This is a genomic window from Capillimicrobium parvum (assembly GCF_021172045.1).
Taxonomy (GTDB): Bacteria; Actinomycetota; Thermoleophilia; order Solirubrobacterales; family Solirubrobacteraceae; genus Capillimicrobium; species Capillimicrobium parvum.
Window position 1 is genome coordinate 4,508,082 of record NZ_CP087164.1, and the last position, 20,323, is coordinate 4,528,404.

A 20,323-nucleotide genomic window follows, 5' to 3' on the forward strand; every position below is an offset into this window, starting at 1 on the left:
CGGGGCGGAGTCTATGCCGAGGCCTGCAGCCGCAGCACGCCGCCCTCGACGACAGCGCGCACGCCGTCGCCGATGTCGAGCGCGGTCCACGTGCGGGCGGGGTCGAGGGCCAGGATCTCCTCGGTGCGGGAGGCCGCCCGGGGGACCAGCGCACCGGCCGCGTCCTCGGCCAGGCGCACGACGACGAGCCGCGCGAGCGCGATGGGCAGCCCGCGCAGCCGGGCGAGCGCGATGGCGGACCCGTCCTCGTCGAGTACCGCGTCGACCGCCGCGTCGAGCACCGCCGCCTCGTCGCGCAGCAGCTCGGCGGTGCGCACGACGTTCGCCTCGGCCGCCGGGTGCACCGCCCTCAGCGCCGGGACCAGCGCCGCGCGGACCCGGTTGCGGGCGAAGCGCGGATCGGTGTTCGAGGCGTCCTCGACCCACGGCAGGCCGCGCGCTTCGCACCAGGCCGCGGTCTCCTCGCGGGTGACGGCGAGCAGCGGGCGCACGAGCCGGCCGGCGCGCGGGGCCATCCCGAGCAGTGCCCGGCGCCCGGGCGACGACGCCAGGCGGTAGAGGACCGTCTCGGCCTGGTCGGTCGCGGTGTGGCCGGCGGCGACGTCGGCGCGGCGGTCCTGCGCGAGCTCGTCCGCCCGCCGGTAGCGGACGTCGCGCGCCCAGGCCTGCAGGTTGCCGCCGCCGGCCGGCGCCGGGGGCGCGGCCATGACCTCGAGCGCCACGCCGAGCCGGGCGCACAGGTCCCGGCACAGCTCGGCGTCGGCCCCGGAGCCGGGCCTCAGCCCGTAGTCGACGTGCAGGGCGGCCACCGCGCCGGTTCCCGCGACCTCGGCGGCCACGCCGAGCAGGCACACGGAGTCGCGCCCGCCGGACAACAGCACGACCACGGGACGGCCGGCCGTGAGCAGGCCCTCGGCGCGGACGCGCTCGGCGAGGTCAGTCATCGGCGACCGGGGCGAGGAGGAGCTCGGTCGGGCCCGTGAAGCCCTTCACGCCCGCGTCGCTGCCGACGGCCATCACCTCGTCGCCGATCGTCTTGATCACGCGCGCGTCGTCGGGGAGCGTCATCTCGACCGCCTCGATGAGCCGCTCGACCGCGTCGACCGCCTCCTCGTCGCCCTCCGGCTCGGTCATGCGCGGGTACCCCGCACCGCGACGATCCCGTCGCGGACCCAGCGGCGCAGGCTCCTCGGGGTGACCCCGGCCAGGCGTGCGACGTCGGCGGTGGTCAGCCCTCGGGGTGACCCCGGCCAGGCGTGCGATGTCGGCGGTGGTCAGCCCTTCGGTCATGAAAACGGCGGGACCTCGTATCGAGAAGCCCCGCCGCCAGCGGGCACGGCCCGCGGTGTCAGCCGGCGTTCCACAGTCGTCGCCGGTGCTGATGCCATCGTGGTCCTTCTTGGTCTACTCCTCGAATCCACCCCTGTCAACGGCATGGTTCTCGGTCAGACGGCGAGGTGCGGGTACTCCTCGACGAGCATGTCGTGGTAGCGCGCATAGATCGGCTTCGTGATCGGGATGAGCGAGAGCGCCGCCTTGACGTCGCCGCCGGTCTTGATCCGGCGCCGGGCGATCGCCATCGCGACGTTCTCCTTGCCCTGGAAGTACTTGTTCGCCGTCTCGCTGGACATCTCCATCTTGACCTTCGGCTCCCAGTCGATGTCGTCCGTCCACTCCCAGTGGAGGTTGCCCTGCTCGCCGTCGCGGGCGGCGCGGATGTTGATGACCATGTCGACGTCGTTGAAGTCGAAGCGCTGGGGGACGTCGGCGTCACGCAGCTTCGGACCCATCTCCGGGTCCTCGCTCATCATCGTGAACACGCGATCCATCACCTCGCGGAACTCCTTCGGCGACGAGAACTCGGGCGTGGCCATGGACTCTCCTCCTCACGGCGCGCGATCCGTGCGCGCGCCATTCGCGATGGGCTACCGGCGCTCGAGAGCGCTGATGCGCTCCGACAGGACTTCGAGCTGTTCACGCAGCTCACGCAGCTCGCCGCTCGTGGCCGGCCGCAGGTCGTCGATCGCGCCGCGCACCCCGCCGGCGGCGTGCGTGAGGTCGCCGACGAGGTCCTGCGCGCGCTCGCGGGTGCTGCTGGCCTGACCGGCGGCCGCGGCGAACGCCTCGTCGACCGCGCTGCGCACCGCGTCGGCCCGGGTCTGCTTGCGATCGGGCATGGGCCGCGAGTCTAGATCGTGGCTCTACACTCGCGCGCCGTGGCGGCGCCCCATCCGCACCCCATCCACCTGCGCCCGACGGCCGAGCTCGCGCCGCGCGTGCTGCTGCCCGGCGATCCCGGGCGGGCGCTGCAGCTCGCGACGCTCCTGCTCGACGCGCCGCTGATGTTCAACCACCACCGCGGCCTGTGGGGCTACAGCGGCACGGCGTCCGACGGCGAGCCGTTGACGATCCAGTCGACGGGCATGGGCGGGCCGAGCGCCGCGATCGTGGTGTCGGAGCTGGCGATGCTCGGCGCACAGCGGATCGTCCGCGTCGGGACGTGCGGATCGCTGCGCGCGGACGTCCGGCTCGGCGCCCTCGTGGTCGCGACCGAGGCGCTCGCCGGGGACGGGACGAGCCGCGCGCTCGGGGCCGGGGCCCGGGTGGCCCCCGATCTCGACCTGCTCGCGGCGCTGCGGGCGGGCGCCCCCGACGCGGTGTGCGGCCCGGTGCTGACGACCGACGTCTTCTACGGCGGCGAGCTCGACGCGCCGCGGGACGCGGTCGCGGTCGAGATGGAGGCGGCGGCGATCTTCCAGGTCGCGGCGAGGACCGGGCTCGCGGCGGGGTGCGTGCTCGCGGTGACCGACGAGCTGGCGGGCGGGGAGCGCCGCCGGATGGACGACGAGGCGGTCGAGGCCGCAGGCGAGGCGGTCGGGCGGGCCGGGGCCGCCGCGCTGCTGGCGATGGCCCGGAGCGGCCGGCCCGGGCCTACGCGCCCTCGCTGACCTCCAGGCGCTCCTGCTCGCGCGGCTGCGGCGACGGGGAGTCCGGCAGATCCTCGTGCAGCGCGGCGATCTGGCGGCGCAGCGCGTCGAGGGCCTCTTCGATGTGGCCGAGCCGGGTGTCCAGGCCGCCCGCGGCGCTCGCGTTCGCCAGCGTGGCGAGGCGCTCGTCGAGGCGGTCGACCCCATCCTCGATGCCCTCGAGCCGCTGGGACACCGATCGCAGCCGGCGCGTCAGGCGCTCGACGTCGGCCGCCGAGGGGATGTTCAGGGCCCCCATCGCGACCTCCTGGGCCGCCGCGGCCTTCTCGCGCGCCTCGAACGCCCGCGCGATCGCTCCGCTCACCAGCGGGTTCTCGAGCAGATCCTGGGCGAGCTTGCCCAGCGCGTCCTCTCCCGAGCGGCCGAGCCGCTGCTTGATCCCGTCGCCGCCTTCGGACATGCCCACAGGGTACCCGCGGAGGCCGGCCCGAGACAGACCTCGACCTCAGATGGAGGGTTCGGCTGAGAAGATCTCGTGAACCGACCGGAACAAACGCTTCAGTCCGCCGTTGGGGACGCCGATGCCTGTTGTGGGATGGCCGGCCGACCGCACCGCCTCACGCGCGCGCGCAAGAACTCGTCGCTGTGCAGCGCAAGTTCGACGGCGGTTGCGCGTTGCAGCCTCCGATCGAGATGGGTACCGTCCTGCGCCGTCGGTCCCGTGCCCGTGCTAGCTTCGAGCGCGCTGGTGCGGTCGTCGGCCCCGACGGGTGACCGGAGGAGGAGTCGGCGATCTTGAACATGATCAGGCGCAAGCTGCTCATTCTGCTGTTCGGCGTCGCCCTCGTGGCGGCGCTCGTCGCATTGCCGACCGGCTCAGCATCCGCCGAGCAGCGCACGCTCCTGGTCACCCTCCTGGGCGGTCAGCAGATCACCGTGACCGTCGACGTGCCGCCCGGCACGCCGCTCGACCAGATCCAGATCCCCGGGGTCAACGGCGTGATCGTCTCGGTCTCCGAGATCGGCGGCCCGCCCGCCGCACCCGAGGCGCCGGCGACCGCGCCCGCCGAGACGACCCCGCAGGCCACGACACCGGCCGAGACGACCCCGGCCACACCGACGACGCCCACCACGCCGTCGACGACGCCCACGACTCCCTCCACCACGACGCCGGCCACCTCCGGCGACGCCAAGCAGCCGGCCGGCGGCGATCCGGCGCGCGGCCCCAAGGCCGCGAAGGACGACAAGTCCCAGCGCGAGTCGCAGAAGACCACGACGTCCGACCCTAAGGCTCAACGCGAGGATGAGACCAAGGCCGACGCCAAGTCCCGGAAGGGCAGGAAGAAGAAGGGCCGCAACGGCATGACCGACCCCCGGGCCGACGGCGGCGAGCCCACGCCGGCGAACCCGACCTACACCCTCGCCGAGCCCGGCCCGGCGCCGATCGGCGTCCCGAACTTCTTCATCGAGAAGTTCCGCATCCCACCCTTCCTCCTGCCCATCTACCAGGCCGCCGGCATCGAGTACGGCGTGCGCTGGGAGGTCCTCGCGGCGATCAACGAGATCGAGACCGACTACGGCCGCAACCTCAACGTGTCCACCGCCGGCGCGGTCGGCTGGATGCAGTTCCTGCCCTCGACGTGGAAGCAGTACGGCGTCGACGCCAACGACGACGGCCGCAAGGACCCGTACAACCCGGTCGACGCGATCTTCGGCGCGGCGCGCTACCTCAAGGCGGCCGGCGCCTCCGGCGACCTGCGCAAGGCGATCTTCGCCTACAACCACGCCGACTGGTACGTCGACTCCGTCGTCCTGCGCGCCCGGCTCCTCGGCGGCCTGCCCGCGGACTTCGTCGGCTCGCTCACCGGCCTCACCCAGGGACGCTTCCCGGTCCACGCGCGCGCCGCCTACGCCGACGACATCTCCGAGCGCGAGGCGCTTCGCCGCGTCAAGCGCGGCCAGAACGCCGCGGTGCCCGTCGAGTCCCAGGACAACCGGCGCTCCATCGACATCTTCGCCAAGGCCGGATCCCCCGTCGTCGCGGTCCAGGACGGCAGGATCGTCGCGATGGGCCGCTCCAAGCGCCTGGGCCGCTACATCCGCCTGCGCGACGCCTACGGCAACGTCTACACGTACGCGAACCTGAAGTCGCTCTCCACCGAGTACCCCGTGCCGAAGGCCCCGGCCGCCCCGTCGGGCGCGAAGGCCGCCAAGCCCGAGCAGGACGCCGCGTCGGCGAAGGAGCCGAAGGATCCGGTTCCCACGGCGCCCGCCACCGCCGGCCGCCAGACGGCAGACGCCCAGCGCCGGGGCAGGACGCGCCTGCACGCCAACCCGACGCGCCCGAGCGCGAAGAAGCAGACCGGCGCCACGAAGGCGCGCCTGTTCGCCAACCCGTCGCGGCCCAACGTCCTCGACGCCGGCGGCCGGGAGCAGATCCTCGACGGCGGCGGCGCGCTCGGCGGCCTCACCACCGTCAAGGGCTACGTCGCCGGCGTGTACGGGCTCAAGAGCAAGGACGTCGTCCTCAAGCGCCTGAGGGTCGGCTCGCGCGTCATCGGCGGCACGATCCTCGGCCGCGTCGGCCGCCTCGCCGACGGCCGCTCGCCGCGGGTCACCTTCGCCATCCGCCCGGCGGGCCGCGGCGCGCCGCTCATCGATCCCAAGCCGATCCTCGACGGCTGGAAGCTGCTCGAGTCGACCGCCATCTACCGCGCCGAAGGCCGCAACGCGCTGACCGGGTCCGGCGACGACCCGAGCGTCGGCCAGGTCCTGCTGATGAGCAAGGACGAGCTCACGCGGCGCGTCCTCACCGACCCGCGCGTCGAGATCTACGACTGCGGCCAGAGCGACATCCGCAGCGGCGCCGTCGACCGCCGGGTCCTCGCCACGCTCGAGTTCCTGTCGGCCTCCGGCCTGCGCCCCACGGTGACCAGCATGCGCTGCGGGCACTCGTACCTCACGGCGTCGGGCAACGTCTCCGAGCACTCCAGCGGCGACGCGGTCGACATCGCGAAGATCAACGGCATCCCGATCCTCGGCCACCAGGGCGCCGGGTCGATCACCGACATCACGATCCGCCGCCTGCTCACCCTGCAGGGCGTCATGGAGCCGCACCAGATCATCAGCCTCATGACCTACCCGGGCGCCGACAACACGCTGTCGCTGCCCGACCACGCGGACCACATCCACGTCGGGTTCCGGCCGCTCGGCATCGCGGCGTCGCAGAAGTTCGACTCGGTCCTCAAGCCCGGCCAGTGGACCAGGTTGATCGATCGCCTCAATTCCCTGGACAATCCGACGGTGTCCTTGCAGCCGTCGAAGTACGCGGTGACGGTCCCTGCGTCCGAGCGGGCGACCTCCGCCCACGACTCGGAATAGCCAGGCAGTTCCGCTTCGCGCAGTTCGAGTTCCCGTGGGCGCTGGGACCGCCCGATGGGCGCTACGTGCTGCGCCCCCACGCCGGCGAGGACCCCAGCCACGTCCTCGTGCTCGGCACGCTGGGCGCCCAGCAGCGCCGGTTCGTGCGCCGGCGCCGGGCCAGGGCGGTCGCGCCGCAGCCCGCTCCCGCGGCCGTCCCGGTGACGCGGGCGACCGTGATCGACGCGGCGGCCCTCGACAGCGAGGCGGCCGCCCAGCGCTGGCTGGACGGCGCCGACCACGAGGCCCACGTCGCCGCGGCGATCGTCACCCTCAACCGGGTGCTCCAGGCCCATCGCATCGCGACCGCGGACGCGACCCCGCGCGACGTCGGCCGCGCCCAGGCGCTGGCGGTGCGCGTCGGCTACGGCGCGGGCGAGGAGGTGGCCGACGGCCGCCACAGCGCCGCGCTCGAGCTGCCGCCACCGTCCGGCGACGCCTCCGGGCTCGTGCCCGGCGGGCGGCGCTCCGCGGCGCTGCGTCCGCAGGAGCGCCTCGCCGCACTGCTCAGCGGCCGCGATGCCGCGCTCGCCTGCGAGGAGCTCGCCCTGCGCGCCCGGGCCGACCTGGCGGCGGGCCGCTGGCGGGAGGCCGCCCTGACCCTGCGCGTGGCGGTGGAGGCGGCCCTGTCGGAGCTCGACCCGTGGCGCGACCGCGGCGACCTCGCCACCCGACTCATCCAGCTGGCCGCCGCGCGCGAGGAGGTGGCCGCCGCCGCGCACCGGGCGCTCGAGGGCGGGTTGGACGCGACCGAGCAGGAGATCGTCGACCGCGTGCTCAGCTGGCTGGAGGCGGCGCTGCGCGCCCGGACCGCGAGCGGGATCGAATGAGACCCCGCGGGTCCTCGTTCGCCGGCACCACGGAGGATGACGGGTGAGCGACCTGGTCGACGGGCCCGACGGCCGCCCGCGCTGCGCGTGGGCCACGTCCACGGAGGACTACCTGCGCTACCACGACGAGGAGTGGGGCCGGCCGGTGCACGGCGACGACGCCCTCTTCGAACGCCTCTGCCTGGAAGCGTTCCAGTCCGGGCTGTCGTGGCTGACCATCCTGCGCAAGCGCGAGAGCTTCCGCGCGGCGTTCGCCGGCTTCCACATCCCCGCCGTCGCCGCGTTCGGCGAGAGGGACCGCGCGCGCCTGCTCGCCGATGCCGGCATCGTGCGCAACCGGGCGAAGGTCGACGCGGCGATCCGCAACGCGCAGGCCGCCGCCGCGCTCGACGGGGCGCTCACGGATCTGGTCTGGTCCTTCGCGCCCCCGCCGCGCCCGGCGCCGGGGACCTTCGCCGACGTCCCGGCGAACACGCCGGAGTCCGCGGCGCTCGCCAAGGAGCTCAAGCGGCGCGGCTTCGTCTTCGTCGGGCCGACCACCGCCTACGCGACGATGCAGGCCTGCGGGCTGGTCAACGACCACCTCGCCGGCTGCGCCGCGCGCTGAGCGGCGGCCGAGGCCCCCGCCGCCGCGCCCGCCCCGGTTTCCGGGCCGCGCCACCGGGCAGTGGACCGGCCATGAGAGCTCTGACATGGCATGGCAAGCGCGACGTGCGCGTCGACACGGTCCCCGACCCGAAGATCGAGCAGCCGACCGACGTCGTCATCCGCGTGACGACGTCGGGCATCTGCGGCTCGGACCTGCACCTGTACGAGGTCCTCGGCCCGTTCCTCGACGTCGGCGACATCCTCGGTCACGAGCCGATGGGCATCGTCGAGGAGGTCGGCAGCGCCGTCACCGCGGTCGAGCCCGGCGACCGCGTCGTCGTCCCCTTCAACGTCTCCTGCGGCACCTGCTTCATGTGCGGACAGGGGCTGCACTCGCAGTGCGAGACGACGCAGGTCCACGAGAAGGGCACCGGCGCCTCGCTGTTCGGCTACACGAAGCTCTACGGCCAGGTGCCCGGCGGCCAGGCCGAGCTCCTGCGCGTGCCGTTCGGCAACAAGCTGCCGATCAAGGTCCCCGCGGGGCCGCCCGACGAGCGCTTCGTCTACCTGTCCGACGTGATGCCGACCGCCTGGCAGGCGGTCGAGTACGCCGCCATCCCGGACGGCGGCGCGGTCGCGGTGCTCGGCCTCGGCCCGATCGGCGACATGTGCTGCCGCATCGCGATGCACAAGGGCCACCGGGTGATCGGCGTCGACCTCGTGGACGAGCGCCTGCAGCGCGCCCGGCTGCGCGGCGTCGAGACGGTCGACCTGCGCGAGCACGAGGACGACCTCGGCGACGCGATCCGCGAGATGACCGACGGCCGCGGACCGGACTCCGTCATCGACGCGGTCGGCATGGAGGCCCACGGGTCGCCGGTCGGCAGGTTCGCCCAGCAGATGGCGGGGCTGCTCCCCGACGCGATCAGCCGGCCGATCATGGAGAAGGCGGGCATCGACTCGCTCGCCGCCCTCTACGAGGCGATCGACATCGTCCGTCGCGGCGGCACCATCTCGCTGAGCGGCGTGTACGGCGGCATGGCCGACCCGATGCCGATGCTGCAGCTGTTCGACAAGCAGATCCAGCTGCGCATGGGCCAGGCCAACGTGCACCGCTGGGCGCCGGAGATCCTGCCGCTGCTGACCGACGGCGACCCGCTCGGCGCGGAGGGCTTCGCCACCCACCACGTGCCGCTCGAGGAGGCGCCGCAGGCCTACGAGACGTTCCAGAAGAAGCAGGACGGCGCCGTCAAGATCCTGCTGCACCCGTAGCGGCGAGCACGGCCTCCAGCTCGGAGACGACGTCGCCGGTCAGCTTGACCGCCGCGACGTCGTCGTAGGGCGTGGGGCCCTGCGTGACGATCGCCACCGCGCCGCCGGCGTCGAGCGTCACGTCGACGAGCCCCGCCACCGGCCACACCTCGAGCGACGAGCCGACGCACAGCAGCACGTCGGCGAACGCGGCCAGCCGGGTCGCCTCGGCGATCGCGGCCTCCGGCAGCATCTCGCCGAACAGGACGACGTCGGGCTTCAGCGGCCGCGCGCAGTCACAGCGCGGCACGCCGGCGGCGTCGGCCTCCAAGCGCTCGCGCACGTCGGCCAGCGGGTAGCGCGCCCCGCAGGCCAGGCACGACGACGTCTCGATCGTCCCGTGCACCTCGATGAGCCGCCGGGTGCCCGCCTTGCGGTGCAGCACGTCGATGTTCTGGGTGACGACCGCGTCGACCACGCCGCAGCGCTCGAGCTCCGCGAGCGCGGCGTGGGCCCCGTTGGGCTCCTTGCCCTCCAGGACGTGGAACCGGTGGCCGTAGAACGCCCAGAAGCGCTGGGGGTCGCGCCGCCAGGCGTCGATGTGGGCGACCTCCATCGGGTTCACGTTCTCCCACAGGCCGGTCTGCGGCGTGCGGAAGTCGGGGATCCCCGACGGCACCGAGATGCCCGCGCCGGTGAGCGCGACGACCGAGCCGGCGCCGCGCAGCATCCCGGCGAGCTGGGCTACTTCCCCCGCCACGTCGGCTGCCGCTTGCCCAGGAACGCGCCGATGCCCTCCCGGGCGTCCTCGGTGACGAACACGTCGATGAACGCGGCGCGCTCGGCCGCCAGCCCCGCGTCGAGGTCGGCCGCCGCGGAGACCCGCTTGATCTGCGCGACCGCCAGCGGCGCCTGGCCGGCGAGCCTGCGCGCCCAGGCCAGCGCGGTGTCGAGCAGCTCGTGGTCGGGCACGACCGCCGCGGCGAGGCCGAACTCGAACGCCTCCTCGCCGGTGATCGCGTCGCCGGTGAGGTTCATCTCGAGCGCCTTGCTCGCCCCCACCAGCCGCGGCAGGCGCTGGGTGCCGCCGAAGCCGGGGACGATGCCGAGGTTGATCTCCGGCTGGCCGAAGAGCGCGGACTCCGCGGCGATGCGCACGTCGCACGCCATCGCCAGCTCGCAGCCGCCGCCGTAGGCGATCGCGTTGACCGCGGCGATCGTCGCGATCCCGCTGCGCTCCATGTCGCGGAACAGGCCGTGGATCTGGTCGAGCATCGCGCGCCCGCTCTTCTCGTCGAGCGTCGTGAACGCCTTGATGTCGGCGCCCGCGCAGAACAGGAGCGGGTTGCCCGAGGCGATGACGAGCGCGCGCACGCCGGAGCCCTTCACGCGCTCCCAGGTGCGGCTCAGCGCCTCGATGACCGCGGGCGACAGCGAGTTCGCCGGCGGGTTGTTCAGCCACGCGATCGCCACGTCGCCGCGCGTCTCGAGCTGCACCGGGCCCTCCGCGAAGCCCTCGTCGGGGCGCGGCCACGGGAAGAAGCCCTGACCGGACTTCTGGCCCAGGCGGCCCTGCGCGACAAGGCGCTTGAGGATCGCCGGCGGGGCGAAGCGGTCGCCGTGGCGCTCCTCGGCGGCCTGGAGGCGCTCGAGCGTCGCGTCGAGGCCCTCGACGTCGGCGCGCAGCAGCGGCGGCATGATCCCGCGCCGCGGGTCCAGCCCGGCACCGGCCATCAGGCCGAGGTCGATCGCCCGGGTCTGCGCGACGCGCTCCTCGAGCACGAGGCAGGCCTCGATCAGCATCTTGAGGATGTAGAGCTCGGCCAACTCGTCGGCGTCGGCATCGGCGTCGCCGGCGATCTGCGGCTCGCCGTCCTTGTAGAAGCCGGCGCCGCCCGTCTTCGCGCCGAGCTGGCGGTCGGCGACGAGCCGCCTCATCCCCTCGTGGACGTAGAAGCGCTCGGGCCCGTAGGACTCGAGCAGGTGCTCGCCGACGTGCAGGACGGTGTCGAGGCCGAGCAGGTCGATGAGGAAGAACGGCCCCATCGGCGCGACGTTCCTCGCGCCGACGCCCTCGTCGATCTGCTTGATCGACAGCCCACGCTCCTCCTGGGCGCGGAAGATCTCCGACAGCCCGGAGGTCAGGATGCGGTTCACGACGAACCCGGGGGCGTCTGCGCAGGCGATCGGCTGCTTGCGGATGGCCTGGGCGAAGTTGATCGCCGCGGTCAGGGTCTCCGGGGAGGTCTCGTCGCCCTCGACGATCTCGATGAGCGGCATGACGCTCGCCGGGTAGAAGAAGTGGAACCCGCAGACCTGCTCCGGGCGGCCCGTGGCGTCGGCGATCTCGGTGATCGACAGCGACGAGGTGTTCGTCGCCAGGATGGCGTGGCCGGGCGTCACCGTGTCGAGATCGGCGAAGACGGCCTGCTTGATCTCCATCCGCTCGGGCACGGCCTCGATCACGAGGTCGACGTCGCCGAATCCGTCGTAGGACGTCGTGCCCGTGATGCGGCCGAGGATCTCCTGCACCGCGGCGTCCGCCTGCTCCTGGGTGATCTTCTCCTTCTCGACCAGGCGCGCCTGCGCCCCGGCGGTCACCTCGCGCGCCCTTTCGAGGCCGACGTCGACGAACTTCCGGTCGATGTCCTTGAGGACGACGGGGATGCCCGCGGCGGCGATGACCTGGGCGATCTCTCCGCCCATGGTGCCGGCGCCGACGACGGCGGCCTTGAAGACGAACATGGTGCCGGAGGGTAGGTCAGTCGGGCTCGATCTGCGCGTCGGCCTCGAGCTCGATCCGGAAGCGGTTGAGGGTCCGCTGCAGGGAGTCGCCCATCGCCCTGCGGACGAACAGCCAGTTGAGCACCCGGTTGTAGTCCTTGAGCTGGTAGTCGAGCTCGAGCGTCGCGCCGCCGGGGGCGAACCGCAGCCGCTGGACGCCGGTCATCCTCGGGTCCTCGACGTCGGCGTCCTGGCCCGTGCGCGCCTCGAACCAGGTGACGCGTTCGACCACCCGCCCGCGACCGCCGGGGTGCGAGTCCCAGATGAGCGATCCGTCGCGCGGCCACCCGGCGTCCTGCTTGGCCACGGTGCCGAAGCCGTCGACGAACGCAGGCCAGCGGGCGAGGTCGTACCAGAGCTCCTCCATCGCGAACACGGACACCTCCGGGTCGATCCGGACGCGCGCGCGCACGCGGGTCATGCGCCGGTCCTCAGCTCGCGGCGCACGGCGGCGATCGCCTCGGCGGCCGCGTCCAGGCGCGGCTCCAGCGCGCCGGCAAGGCGCACGCGTTCGTCCTCGCCGGCCTCGGTCAGCCGGTAGAAGCGCCGCGACCGGCGCTCCGGGTGCTCCCATTCGCCCCGGATCAGGCCGTCGGCCTCGAGCTGGCGCAGCAGCGGGTACATCGTGTTCGGGTTGACCGCGACGAGCCCGCCGCTGAGGCCCGAGATGCGGTCCATGAGCTGGTTGCCGTAGCACGGCTCCTGCCCGCAGAGGTGCAGGACCAGCAGGCGCAGGAGGCCCGCGCGGCGCAGGCCCGCGACGAGCGGGTCGGAGGATCCGGTGCCGCCCGCGGCGCGGCGCGCATCCTCGAGCGAGGCCGTCTCGGCGACGGCCTGCTCGGTCGGGTTCTCGGTGCGCCGGGGGGACAGGGCGCGGACGTTACCGCCCGTCCGCGAGCGCTCGCGGCGCCGCTCGGCGGCGACGGCGGCACGTTGGATCGGCATGGCCGGCCGGACGCCACCGGCCCCGAGGACGCGCTCGGCGGCGACGCCGGCGCGCCGGATCGGCATGGCCGGCCGGACGCGAGCGGCCCCGAAGACGCGTAGTGCCCGCGCGACAGGCGGGCACTACGGGCCTTCGGTGAGGAAGCGTTCGACGGCTACGCGGCGGCGTGCTCCTCGACGCGGCGCGGCAGCAGCGTCTCGCGCGCGATGACGAGGCGCTGGATCTGCGACGTGCCCTCGTACAGCTGCATGATCTTCGCGTCGCGCATGAGCTTCTCGACGGGGTACTCCTTGATGAAGCCGTAACCGCCGTAGACCTGCACGGCGTCCGTGGTCACCTCCATCGCGGTGTCCGCGGCGAAGCGCTTGGCGTGCGAGGACTCGATCGTGTTGCGCTGGCCCTGGTCGAGCAGCACCGCCGAGTGCCAGGTGGCCAGGCGCGACAGGTGCACCTTGGTCGCCATGTCGGCGATCATGAACTGGATCGCCTGGTGCATCGCGATCGGCACGCCGAACTGCACGCGCTCCTTGGAGTACGCGGTGGCGAACTCGAACGCTGCACGGGCGATCCCGGTGGCCATCGCCGCCACGCCGGGGCGCGTCCGGTCGAGGGTCATCATCGCGAGGCGGAAGCCGTGGTTCTCCTCGCCCAGCATGTACTTGGCGTCGACCTCGGTCTCGTTGAACGTGATGGTCGCGGTGTTCGAGGCCCGCTGACCCATCTTGTCCTCCTTCTTGTCCACGGTGACGGTGTCGTCACGGCGGACCAGGAAGGCCGAGATGCCGCGGTGGCCGGCGTCCGGGTCGGTCTTCGCGTAGACCGTGTACCAGTCGGCGTAGGTGCCGTTCGTGATGAAGCACTTCGAGCCGTTGATGACGTACTTGTCGCCCTGGCGAACGGCGCGGGTCCGCATGCCCGAGACGTCGGAGCCGGCGTCCGGCTCGGTGAGGCAGAACGACGCGAGCTGCTTGGCCTCGGTCAGCGCCGTGTAGTACTCCTTCTGGACCTCGTCGGAGCCGCCGAGGGCGACCGGGGCGGCGGCGAGGCCGTTGGCGCTGATCGACGTGGCGATGCCGGAGCAGCCCCACGCGAGCTCCTCCTCGATGAGCGTGCCGTCCAGGAACGAGAGGCCGGGCCCGCCGTACTGCTCGGGCGCGTGGGTGTTCATCAGGCCCACCTCCCACGCCTTGTCGATGACCTCCTGGGGCCAGCTGCCGTCCTTGTCGTGCTCCCACGCGACCGGGCGGATCTCCTTCTCCGCGAAGTCGTGGGCCATCTCGCGGAGCGCCTTCTGCTCGTCGGTAAGCGTGAAATCGACCATGTGGCTGTCCTCGTGGTTCGAAGCGATTGACTCGTCAGTCAACGAACTGCCCACATCGTACCCGAGGCAACGGTGTCCGAACCCCGTACAAGCCCGCACGGAGCGCCCGCCTTCGCCACAATGACCTCGTGGAGAGTGCCCTGGAGGTCGTGGTGATCGGCGTCGTGGCGCTCTCGGCGCTCATCGGCGTGGCCACGTTCGCCGCTCGCTCGAGCGCGTACGACGAGATCGGGCGCGGCGGGCTGTCCATCGACCGCCCGCCCCCCGGGCCGGTGCCGGCGTCCGGGATGGTCCGCGACGCGGAGATCCGCCAGATGCTCGAGGCGGCCAACGACCGCCGCATCCGCCGCGGCGAGGCGCCCCGCGACGTCGAGGCCGAGCTGGCCCGGCTCACCCGGCCGGCGGTCGATCCACAGCTCGAGTCCGAGGTCCGCTCGCTCGTCGTGGCGAGCAACGAGCGCCGCGAGCGCCGCGGCGAGGCGCCGCTCGACGTGGAGGCCGAGGTCCGCCGGCAGCTGGAGGCGCTGTCATAGCGCCGGATAGCTGGTAGAAACCGCGTATGGCGGATCCGCGCGTATTCGAGCTCGAAGACCTGGTCATCCGGCCGGGGACCTACTTCAACCCGCAGACCGAGGTCCTCCTCGTCATCGACGACTCCCCGGAGATGGACCAGGAGATCTTCAACATGGAGGACTACGAGGGGGCCGACTGGGTCCTCGTGTCCGACGAGGTTCCCGTCGACGAGCATCGTCGCGACGAGCTCATCGAGTCCTTCCAGGTCCGCTACCACCCGGGCTCCGAGCACGCGCTGAACGCCTCGGAGGACGAGGAGGAGGACGTCGAGGTCGACGAGCTCGAGCCCGACGACCAGGAAGTCGGGCGCGACTGACGCCGCACCGGACCTTACGGCCCGCTCAGCGCCGCCGGTAGACCTCGGCCGCCGCGCGGTGGAAGCCCTCGGGCTGGCCGGCGGCGCGCAACGTGTCCGCGATCTCCTCCATCTCGCCCGTCCAGCGCCAGCCCTTGGCCGCGGCGGCACGCGCTGCCGCGTCCCAGCGCTCCTCGAGCCCGGGCTGCGAGCGCTCCCACTCCGCCAGCAGCTCGTCCTCGACGCCCAGCTCGCGGGCCGCCGCCCGCACCGCCAGCAGCAGCGCGGCGCTGCCCTTCGTCCACCCCGCGTAGGCCATCTTCAGCGCCGACGCCGCGGTGGCGTCGTCCGCCGAGACCACCCGCGCGTCGACGACCGTCCCCGCGAACAGCGCCGCCGCCTCGTGCGCCGCGCCGCCGGCCAGGAACAGCCGGGCGTCCGCGCGCCGGCGCGGGGGCGGCCCGACGATGCCGCCGTCGACGTACCGCGCCCCCGGGCCGGCCACGATCGCCGCGACCGCCGCCGCCGTCGCCGGCGACACCGCGTTGGCATCGACGAACAGCCCGCCGAAGCCGGCCCCCGCGACCGCCGAAGCCACCTCCCGCGCGGCGTGCGGCGGGCACACCGACAGCACGACGTCGGACGCGCCGGCGAGCTGCGCGACGGAGCCGGCGTCCTCCAGCCCCGCCGCGTCCGCACGGGCCGCGCTCGCCGCCGAGCGCCCCTCCGACGCCCACAGCACGCGCGTTCCCGCCGCCGTCAGCCCGCCGCCCAGCGCCGCCCCCATCTCCCCCGGATGCAGGACGCCGACGGTCGCCATCTCGAGATCAGGCGGTGCGGGCCGCGCGCTCGGCGCGCTTGGCCTCGGCGTCCGGATCGCGGCGGTCGGCGATGGTCGAGGCGATCATGCCGATCGCGAACGCGACCACGACGATGCCCAGGCTCACGACGGGGCCGATGTGGACGAGGTCCTCGATGAGCAGCTTGACCGCGACGATCGCGAGCACCACGGCGATCGTCTCGTCGAGGAAGCGGAAGCGCCGGATCAGCCCCTCGACGAGCACGAACAGCGCCCGCAGGCCGAGCAGCGCGAACGCGTTCGCCATCCAGATCGCGAACGCGTCGGTGGTGATGGCGAAGGCGGCCGGGATCGAGTCGATCGCGAACGCGATGTCGGCGACGACGATCGAGACGAGGCAGAGGGCCAGCGGCGACGCCGACGGCCGGAGCTTGCGGGCCATCCGCACGGCGAGCGTCTGCTCGGGATCCTGGTCGTGCCCGACGCCCTTGAACATCCGGTAGGCCAGGAACAGCAGCGTCACGCCGAGGATGTAGATGACGATGTGGAAGCGCTCGATGAGCGCCGTGCCGCCGAGGATCGCCGCACCGCGCAGCACGAGGGCGAGCGCGATGCCCCAGAACAGGAGCCGCGGCCGCTCCGAGCTGCCGATCCCGAAGTACGCGAACAGCAGCAGGAAGACGAAGAGGTTGTCGAGCGACAGCGTGCGCTCGATGAGGTAGACGGTCGTGTAGTCGACCGCGGCCGCGCTGTCGTCGAGGACCGCGATGAGCGGGGCGACGGCGAGGCTCAGGACGAGCCAGCCGACGGACCACGCCACGCCCTCCCTGAACGTCGGCTCGCGGCCGCGCGCGAACAGCAGCAGGTCCACGAGCAGCAGCCCCACGATCACGGCGGCGGCCCCGAGGATGGGCAGGGGTCCGGAGATGACGGCGGTCATGCGAAGAAGAAGGCCAGGGCGAGGACAGCGTAGACCGCGAGCAGCTGGACGCCCTCGAACCAGGTCGACTCGCCCTCGTTCGTGACGTGCGTCGCGACGAGCACGGCGATGATCAGCGCGCCCAGCTCGAAGCCGTTGAAGACGAGCGCCAGCGGACCGGGGCCGATGAAGAACGAGGCGATGACGAGGAAGGGCACCGCGAACAGGGCGATCTGCGCGCTCGAGCCGATGGCGATGTTCACGGCCAGGTCCATCTTGTTCTTGGACGCCACGAGGACCGCGACCCAGTGCTCGGCCGCGTTGCCGACGATCGCCACGACGATGACGCCGACGAAGAACTCGCTCAGGCCGATGGTGTGCGCGGCCTCGGAGATCGAGCCGACCAGGATCTCCGACATGACGCCGACGGCCACGCCGGCGATCGCCAGCGCGATGACCGCCTTGCGGACGCTCCACGGCTGCTCATGATGCTCGTCGGGGTCGTCCTCGCGCACCGGGTTGAACAGCGCCCGGTGCGTCTTGAGCGAGAACAGCAGGCCGAGCCCGTAGGAGATCATCAGGACGATCGCCACCGCCAGCGACAGGTGCTCGACCGTCGGGCCGTAGTCCACGCGCTCGGCGCCGGGCGTCGGCAGCCCCTTGCCCTCGACGAGCTCGAAGATCGCGGGCATCGTCATCGCCGCGACGGCGAGCAGCAGCATGAGCGACTGGGAGCTCGCGGCGGTGCGGTCGAAGTACTGGCGGTCGCGGCGCAGGCCGCCGACCACCATCGACGCGCCCAGCACGAGCAGGATGTTGCCGAGGATCGAGCCGACCAGCGACGCCTTGACGACCTCGTGCAGCCCGGCGCCGAGGGCGAACAGCGCGATGATGATCTCGGGCGCGTTGCCGAACGTGACGTTCAGCAGGCCGCCGATGCCGGGGCCGGAACGCGTCGCGAGCTCCTCGGTCGCACGGCCCATGAGCGCGGCGGTGGGGATGACCCCGGCGGCGGAGACGAAGAAGACGAGCACGGAGCCCGCGTGGGCGAGATCGAGCGCCACCGCGAGCGGGATGCACGGCACGAGCAGGTACGGCCAGCCTTCGGAGCTCAGCAGGAAGGAGCGCAGGCGCACCGCGGGGACGATAGGGGTCGCCGCTCGCTTACAGGTACTTCGCGCAGGCCTGGACCTGGGCGATGTCGTTGCCGGCCGCCTGGACGCAGTCGAGGTAGCGCTGGTTCGAGGAGCCCGAGGGGGCGGTGGTCGACGGCGGCGTCGCCGAGCCGGACCCGGACGTCGCGCCCGCGCCGAGCGCGGAGAGCAGCCCCGTGATCGACTTCGCGTCCGCGGGCGCCGTGACGTCCTGCGGCTGGTTGAGCTCGTCGAACTGCAGCGTGAGCGCCACGTGGCCGGTGGCGAGCTGCAGGTCGAGCACGAACTTGCGCAGCTTCCGGTCGTCCGCGCCCGTGTAGATGTCGACCTTCGCCGACTTGACGGACTTCGCGAGCTGCTGCACGTCGGCCTGGCTGAGCTGCTGCGCCTGGCTGGACGCCGAGCCCACCTTGCCCGCCGCGGTGCGCACGTCGCCGAGCAGCTTCGGGACGTCGATGCCGGCGGTCAGGTGCACGGTCCTGACGCCGCCCACGTCGGTCTCCCCCGCCCTGCGCGGGTCGGTCAGCCACTTCAGCGGGTCGATGCCGAGCGAGGTCAGCGACGGGGCCGAGCCCTGCTTGGCGCCCTGCTGGGCGGACTGGCGGTAGCCGTCGGCGAACTGCTTGAACAGGTCGTCGGGGACCGCGTAGTCGACGCCCTTGTAGCTGAGGAACCCCTTGTCGCCGGTCGACGTCGCGCCGATGCGCTGGGTCGCCCCGCCCGACGTGACGGCGAGCTCGAAGGAGAACTTCGGCAGCTCCGTCTTGGACTCGCTGGTCTCGAACGGGCCGCTCAGCTTGAACGTGACCGGCTTGGCGACGCCCTGCACGTCGGCGTCGAGCGCCAGGGTCAGCCGGCCGGACCGGATGCTCGTGTCCCCGCCGAACGTCGTGTTCAGCAGCTCGGTGGGCGACGCGCCGGCCGCATCGCCGCCGCCGCCGTTGCCGCCACCGCCGCACCCGGCCGCGGCGAACGCGGCGAGCAGGAGCGCGATCAGCAGGGACGGCAACGCAACTTGCAGCCTCATCGGCGGTTGAACCTAGCATCGAGATGGTGCTCCGCACGGCAGTCCTGCTGGCGCTGCTGAGCCTGGCGCTCACCGCCACCGCCACCGCCGCACCGGTGCACGTGCTGTCCCCGGGCGGTCGTGAGGTGGTCCGCCAGGATCGGCATCTGCCGCCGCCCGACCCCCGGCCCTCCGCCCTGCGGACGGGTCCGCACGCGCACGCCGCCGCGGCGAGGAAGACGCCGCGCAAGACGACCGGCACCGAGCTGCTGCGCCTGCGCGACGAGGGCGCGATCGCCCCCGAGCTCTACGACGCGGCCCTGGCGACGTGGAAGGACGCGCGCTCGACGCTGCGCAAGCTCACGGGCCGCCGCGCGGTCGAGCTCGGCAACGTCATGAAGGCGGTCGACGCGCTCGCCGCCACCGGCCAGCTGACGCCCGGGCGCATCCCGGTGCTGTTCGAGATCATCGGGCGCAACCGCGAGTGGTGGGGCGGCAACGGCTCGCTGCTCTCCTACGGCGCGCGGGCGAAGTTCACCGGCAGCCGGATCGTCTGGCAGTCGTATCCCGGCATGGGCATCCAGCCGCAGTGGCTGGGCACGTTCGGCGACGCCAACGCGCTGTGGAAGTCGAAGCGCAAGAGCAACGCCGTCGCGCTGACGGAGCTGCTCGACGAGGTCCTGCGCTTCGCCTCGCCGCGCGCCGGCGGGATCGCCTGGGAGAGCTTCTTCTCCTTCAGCGGGGCGCCGCCGGTCTGGGTGAGCGCGCTGTCGCAGGGGACGGGCATCCAGGCGCTCGCCCGCGCCTCCCAGAAGCTGGCGCGACCCGACTACCTCGAGGCGGCGACCGCGGCGCTCGGCATCTTCAAGGCCCCGCCGCCGGAGGGCGTCGCGCTGAGGACGGACGGCGGGACGCACTACCTGATCTACTCGACGAACTCGAAGCTGCTCGTCCTCAACGGGTTCCTGCAGTCGCTGATCGGCCTCTTCGACTACACGCAGATCACGGGCAGCGCCGAGGGCCGCGCGCTGTTCGACGCGGGCGACCGCGCCGCGCAGGCCGAGGTCGGCAACTACGACACGGGCGCGTGGTCGCTCTACGACGGCGCCAAGGAGTCCGACCTCGGCTACCACCAGCTCGTGCGCCAGTTCCTGACGAACCTCTGCGACCGCACGACGACCGCGGTCTACTGCGACACGGCGGCCGCCTTCGCGGAGGACGAGGTCACGCCGCCGGAGATGCGCGTCGTCACCAGGCGGGCGGTGACGAAGAAGCCCGTGCCGATCCGCTTCACGCTCTCGAAGGTCTCCACGGTGACGCTCTACGTCGACGATGCGCGCATCACGTCGGCGCGCCTCGGCCACGGGACGCAGACGCTGACCTGGCCGGGATCGTCGAAGCCGGGCGACAGGACGGTGCGCATCGACGCCACCGACCTCGCCGGCAACCGCGGCTCGGCCGAGGGCGTCATCACGCTCGAGCGCGCCAAGAAGACGCGCTGACCGTAGGC

23 protein-coding genes are annotated in these 20,323 nt (G+C 72.9%); 8 read left to right on the plus strand and 15 right to left on the minus strand.

Translation table 11 applies throughout. The features are described from left to right. Positions 1–11: 11 nt before the first annotated feature. The 5 genes from tilS to DSM104329_RS21925 form a co-directional block, all read right to left on the minus strand. Positions 12–944, minus strand: coding sequence for a tRNA lysidine(34) synthetase TilS (gene tilS / locus DSM104329_RS21910; protein ID WP_259311984.1), 933 nt, complete (start codon positions 942–944; stop codon positions 12–14). Beyond that, on the minus strand, positions 937–1,134 hold the full coding sequence (locus DSM104329_RS21915) for a nucleotidyl cyclase domain-containing protein (RefSeq protein ID WP_259311985.1): 198 nt from the start codon (positions 1,132–1,134) through the stop codon (positions 937–939). Before DSM104329_RS21915 ends, tilS begins: the two co-directional genes overlap by 8 nt. Next, complete coding sequence (locus DSM104329_RS29190) at positions 1,131–1,232, minus strand: MerR family DNA-binding transcriptional regulator (protein WP_407655941.1); 102 nt, start codon at positions 1,230–1,232, stop codon at positions 1,131–1,133. Before DSM104329_RS29190 ends, DSM104329_RS21915 begins: the two co-directional genes overlap by 4 nt. Before the next feature lie 213 nt (positions 1,233–1,445). Continuing rightward, on the minus strand, positions 1,446–1,874 hold the full coding sequence (locus DSM104329_RS21920; RefSeq protein WP_259311986.1) for an SCP2 sterol-binding domain-containing protein: 429 nt from the start codon (positions 1,872–1,874) through the stop codon (positions 1,446–1,448). Positions 1,875–1,925: 51 nt separating this feature from the next. Further along, positions 1,926–2,177 (minus strand): hypothetical protein, encoded by a 252-nt coding sequence (locus DSM104329_RS21925; RefSeq protein WP_259311987.1) that lies wholly within the window; start codon positions 2,175–2,177, stop codon positions 1,926–1,928. Between the two features lie 39 nt (positions 2,178–2,216). Between DSM104329_RS21925 and DSM104329_RS21930 the strand changes: the two genes are divergently transcribed. Beyond that, positions 2,217–2,948 carry a phosphorylase family protein gene (locus DSM104329_RS21930; RefSeq protein ID WP_259311988.1) on the plus strand — a complete coding sequence of 244 codons (732 nt, stop codon included), beginning with the start codon at positions 2,217–2,219 and terminating at the stop codon, positions 2,946–2,948. On the opposite strand, the gene DSM104329_RS21935 is transcribed toward DSM104329_RS21930, so the two are convergent. After that, positions 2,932–3,387, minus strand: coding sequence for a hypothetical protein (locus tag DSM104329_RS21935; protein ID WP_259311989.1), 456 nt, complete (start codon positions 3,385–3,387; stop codon positions 2,932–2,934). The genes DSM104329_RS21930 and DSM104329_RS21935 overlap by 17 nt on opposite strands. A 341-nt stretch (positions 3,388–3,728) precedes the next feature. Between DSM104329_RS21935 and DSM104329_RS21940 the strand changes: the two genes are divergently transcribed. The 4 genes from DSM104329_RS21940 (at position 3,729) to DSM104329_RS21955 (ending at position 9,037) form a co-directional block, all read left to right on the plus strand. Next, on the plus strand, positions 3,729–6,308 hold the full coding sequence (locus DSM104329_RS21940) for a lytic murein transglycosylase (RefSeq protein ID WP_259311990.1): 2,580 nt from the start codon (positions 3,729–3,731) through the stop codon (positions 6,306–6,308). A 65-nt stretch (positions 6,309–6,373) separates the two neighbouring features. Then, positions 6,374–7,177, plus strand: coding sequence for a hypothetical protein (locus tag DSM104329_RS21945; protein ID WP_259311991.1), 804 nt, complete (start codon positions 6,374–6,376; stop codon positions 7,175–7,177). Between the two features lie 43 nt (positions 7,178–7,220). Next, complete coding sequence (locus DSM104329_RS21950; protein WP_326924455.1) at positions 7,221–7,784, plus strand: DNA-3-methyladenine glycosylase I; 564 nt, start codon at positions 7,221–7,223, stop codon at positions 7,782–7,784. Between the two features lie 71 nt (positions 7,785–7,855). Then, a complete protein-coding gene (locus DSM104329_RS21955) occupies positions 7,856–9,037 on the plus strand; it encodes a zinc-dependent alcohol dehydrogenase (protein WP_259311992.1) in 1,182 nt (393 codons plus the stop codon). Here DSM104329_RS21955 and DSM104329_RS21960 read toward each other — a convergent pair. The 5 genes from DSM104329_RS21960 to DSM104329_RS21980 all read right to left on the minus strand — a co-directional run bounded on the left by DSM104329_RS21960 (position 9,015) and on the right by DSM104329_RS21980 (position 14,067). After that, positions 9,015–9,776 carry an SIR2 family NAD-dependent protein deacylase gene (locus tag DSM104329_RS21960; protein WP_259311993.1) on the minus strand — a complete coding sequence of 254 codons (762 nt, stop codon included), beginning with the start codon at positions 9,774–9,776 and terminating at the stop codon, positions 9,015–9,017. The genes DSM104329_RS21955 and DSM104329_RS21960 overlap by 23 nt on opposite strands. Beyond that, complete coding sequence (locus DSM104329_RS21965) at positions 9,761–11,761, minus strand: 3-hydroxyacyl-CoA dehydrogenase/enoyl-CoA hydratase family protein (RefSeq protein WP_259311994.1); 2,001 nt, start codon at positions 11,759–11,761, stop codon at positions 9,761–9,763. Before DSM104329_RS21965 ends, DSM104329_RS21960 begins: the two co-directional genes overlap by 16 nt. A 16-nt stretch (positions 11,762–11,777) precedes the next feature. Next, positions 11,778–12,221: a hypothetical protein gene (locus DSM104329_RS21970; protein WP_259311995.1), complete on the minus strand. Its 444-nt coding sequence runs from the start codon at positions 12,219–12,221 to the stop codon at positions 11,778–11,780. After that, on the minus strand, positions 12,218–12,811 hold the full coding sequence (locus DSM104329_RS21975; RefSeq protein ID WP_259311996.1) for a PadR family transcriptional regulator: 594 nt from the start codon (positions 12,809–12,811) through the stop codon (positions 12,218–12,220). Before DSM104329_RS21975 ends, DSM104329_RS21970 begins: the two co-directional genes overlap by 4 nt. 89 nt (positions 12,812–12,900) lie before the next feature. Then, positions 12,901–14,067 carry an acyl-CoA dehydrogenase family protein gene (locus tag DSM104329_RS21980; protein WP_259311997.1) on the minus strand — a complete coding sequence of 389 codons (1,167 nt, stop codon included), beginning with the start codon at positions 14,065–14,067 and terminating at the stop codon, positions 12,901–12,903. Between the two features lie 128 nt (positions 14,068–14,195). On the opposite strand from DSM104329_RS21980, the gene DSM104329_RS21985 reads away from it, so the two are divergent. Both DSM104329_RS21985 and DSM104329_RS21990 read left to right on the plus strand, forming a co-directional pair. After that, on the plus strand, positions 14,196–14,600 hold the full coding sequence (locus DSM104329_RS21985) for a hypothetical protein (protein ID WP_259311998.1): 405 nt from the start codon (positions 14,196–14,198) through the stop codon (positions 14,598–14,600). Between the two features lie 26 nt (positions 14,601–14,626). After that, on the plus strand, positions 14,627–14,956 hold the full coding sequence (locus tag DSM104329_RS21990) for a hypothetical protein (protein WP_259311999.1): 330 nt from the start codon (positions 14,627–14,629) through the stop codon (positions 14,954–14,956). Between the two features lie 25 nt (positions 14,957–14,981). On the opposite strand, the gene DSM104329_RS21995 is transcribed toward DSM104329_RS21990, so the two are convergent. From DSM104329_RS21995 to DSM104329_RS22010, 4 genes are read right to left on the minus strand one after another with little or no spacing between them, the layout of a single operon-like run. After that, on the minus strand, positions 14,982–15,755 hold the full coding sequence (locus tag DSM104329_RS21995) for a DUF1932 domain-containing protein (protein WP_259312000.1): 774 nt from the start codon (positions 15,753–15,755) through the stop codon (positions 14,982–14,984). Positions 15,756–15,762: 7 nt separating this feature from the next. Beyond that, complete coding sequence (locus tag DSM104329_RS22000) at positions 15,763–16,674, minus strand: TerC family protein (protein ID WP_259312001.1); 912 nt, start codon at positions 16,672–16,674, stop codon at positions 15,763–15,765. Continuing rightward, positions 16,671–17,789 carry a calcium/proton exchanger gene (cax, locus tag DSM104329_RS22005; protein ID WP_259312002.1) on the minus strand — a complete coding sequence of 373 codons (1,119 nt, stop codon included), beginning with the start codon at positions 17,787–17,789 and terminating at the stop codon, positions 16,671–16,673. Before cax ends, DSM104329_RS22000 begins: the two co-directional genes overlap by 4 nt. A gap of 28 nt (positions 17,790–17,817) precedes the next feature. After that, a complete protein-coding gene (locus DSM104329_RS22010) occupies positions 17,818–18,834 on the minus strand; it encodes a hypothetical protein (RefSeq protein WP_259312003.1) in 1,017 nt (338 codons plus the stop codon). Positions 18,835–18,860: 26 nt separating this feature from the next. On the opposite strand from DSM104329_RS22010, the gene DSM104329_RS22015 reads away from it, so the two are divergent. Then, a complete protein-coding gene (locus tag DSM104329_RS22015; protein WP_259312004.1) occupies positions 18,861–20,315 on the plus strand; it encodes a D-glucuronyl C5-epimerase family protein in 1,455 nt (484 codons plus the stop codon). The last annotated feature ends 8 nt before the right edge of the window (positions 20,316–20,323 follow it).

Excerpts from the sequence above, each read along its gene's own strand:
- tilS (WP_259311984.1), bottom strand. The coding sequence starts at position 944 with ATGACTGACCTCGCCGAGCGCGTCCGCGCCGAGGGCCTGCTCACGGCC.
- DSM104329_RS21915 (WP_259311985.1), bottom strand. The coding sequence starts at position 1,134 with ATGACCGAGCCGGAGGGCGACGAGGAGGCGGTCGACGCGGTCGAGCGG.
- DSM104329_RS21920 (WP_259311986.1), bottom strand. The coding sequence starts at position 1,874 with ATGGCCACGCCCGAGTTCTCGTCGCCGAAGGAGTTCCGCGAGGTGATG.
- DSM104329_RS21925 (WP_259311987.1), bottom strand. The coding sequence starts at position 2,177 with ATGCCCGATCGCAAGCAGACCCGGGCCGACGCGGTGCGCAGCGCGGTC.
- DSM104329_RS21935 (WP_259311989.1), bottom strand. The coding sequence starts at position 3,387 with ATGTCCGAAGGCGGCGACGGGATCAAGCAGCGGCTCGGCCGCTCGGGA.
- DSM104329_RS21940 (WP_259311990.1), top strand. The coding sequence starts at position 3,729 with ATGATCAGGCGCAAGCTGCTCATTCTGCTGTTCGGCGTCGCCCTCGTG.
- DSM104329_RS21955 (WP_259311992.1), top strand. The coding sequence starts at position 7,856 with ATGAGAGCTCTGACATGGCATGGCAAGCGCGACGTGCGCGTCGACACG.
- DSM104329_RS21965 (WP_259311994.1), bottom strand. The coding sequence starts at position 11,761 with ATGTTCGTCTTCAAGGCCGCCGTCGTCGGCGCCGGCACCATGGGCGGA.
- DSM104329_RS21970 (WP_259311995.1), bottom strand. The coding sequence starts at position 12,221 with ATGACCCGCGTGCGCGCGCGCGTCCGGATCGACCCGGAGGTGTCCGTG.
- DSM104329_RS21975 (WP_259311996.1), bottom strand. The coding sequence starts at position 12,811 with ATGCCGATCCGGCGCGCCGGCGTCGCCGCCGAGCGCGTCCTCGGGGCC.
- DSM104329_RS21980 (WP_259311997.1), bottom strand. The coding sequence starts at position 14,067 with ATGGTCGATTTCACGCTTACCGACGAGCAGAAGGCGCTCCGCGAGATG.
- DSM104329_RS21990 (WP_259311999.1), top strand. The coding sequence starts at position 14,627 with ATGGCGGATCCGCGCGTATTCGAGCTCGAAGACCTGGTCATCCGGCCG.
- DSM104329_RS21995 (WP_259312000.1), bottom strand. The coding sequence starts at position 15,755 with ATGGCGACCGTCGGCGTCCTGCATCCGGGGGAGATGGGGGCGGCGCTG.
- DSM104329_RS22000 (WP_259312001.1), bottom strand. The coding sequence starts at position 16,674 with ATGACCGCCGTCATCTCCGGACCCCTGCCCATCCTCGGGGCCGCCGCC.
- DSM104329_RS22010 (WP_259312003.1), bottom strand. The coding sequence starts at position 18,834 with ATGAGGCTGCAAGTTGCGTTGCCGTCCCTGCTGATCGCGCTCCTGCTC.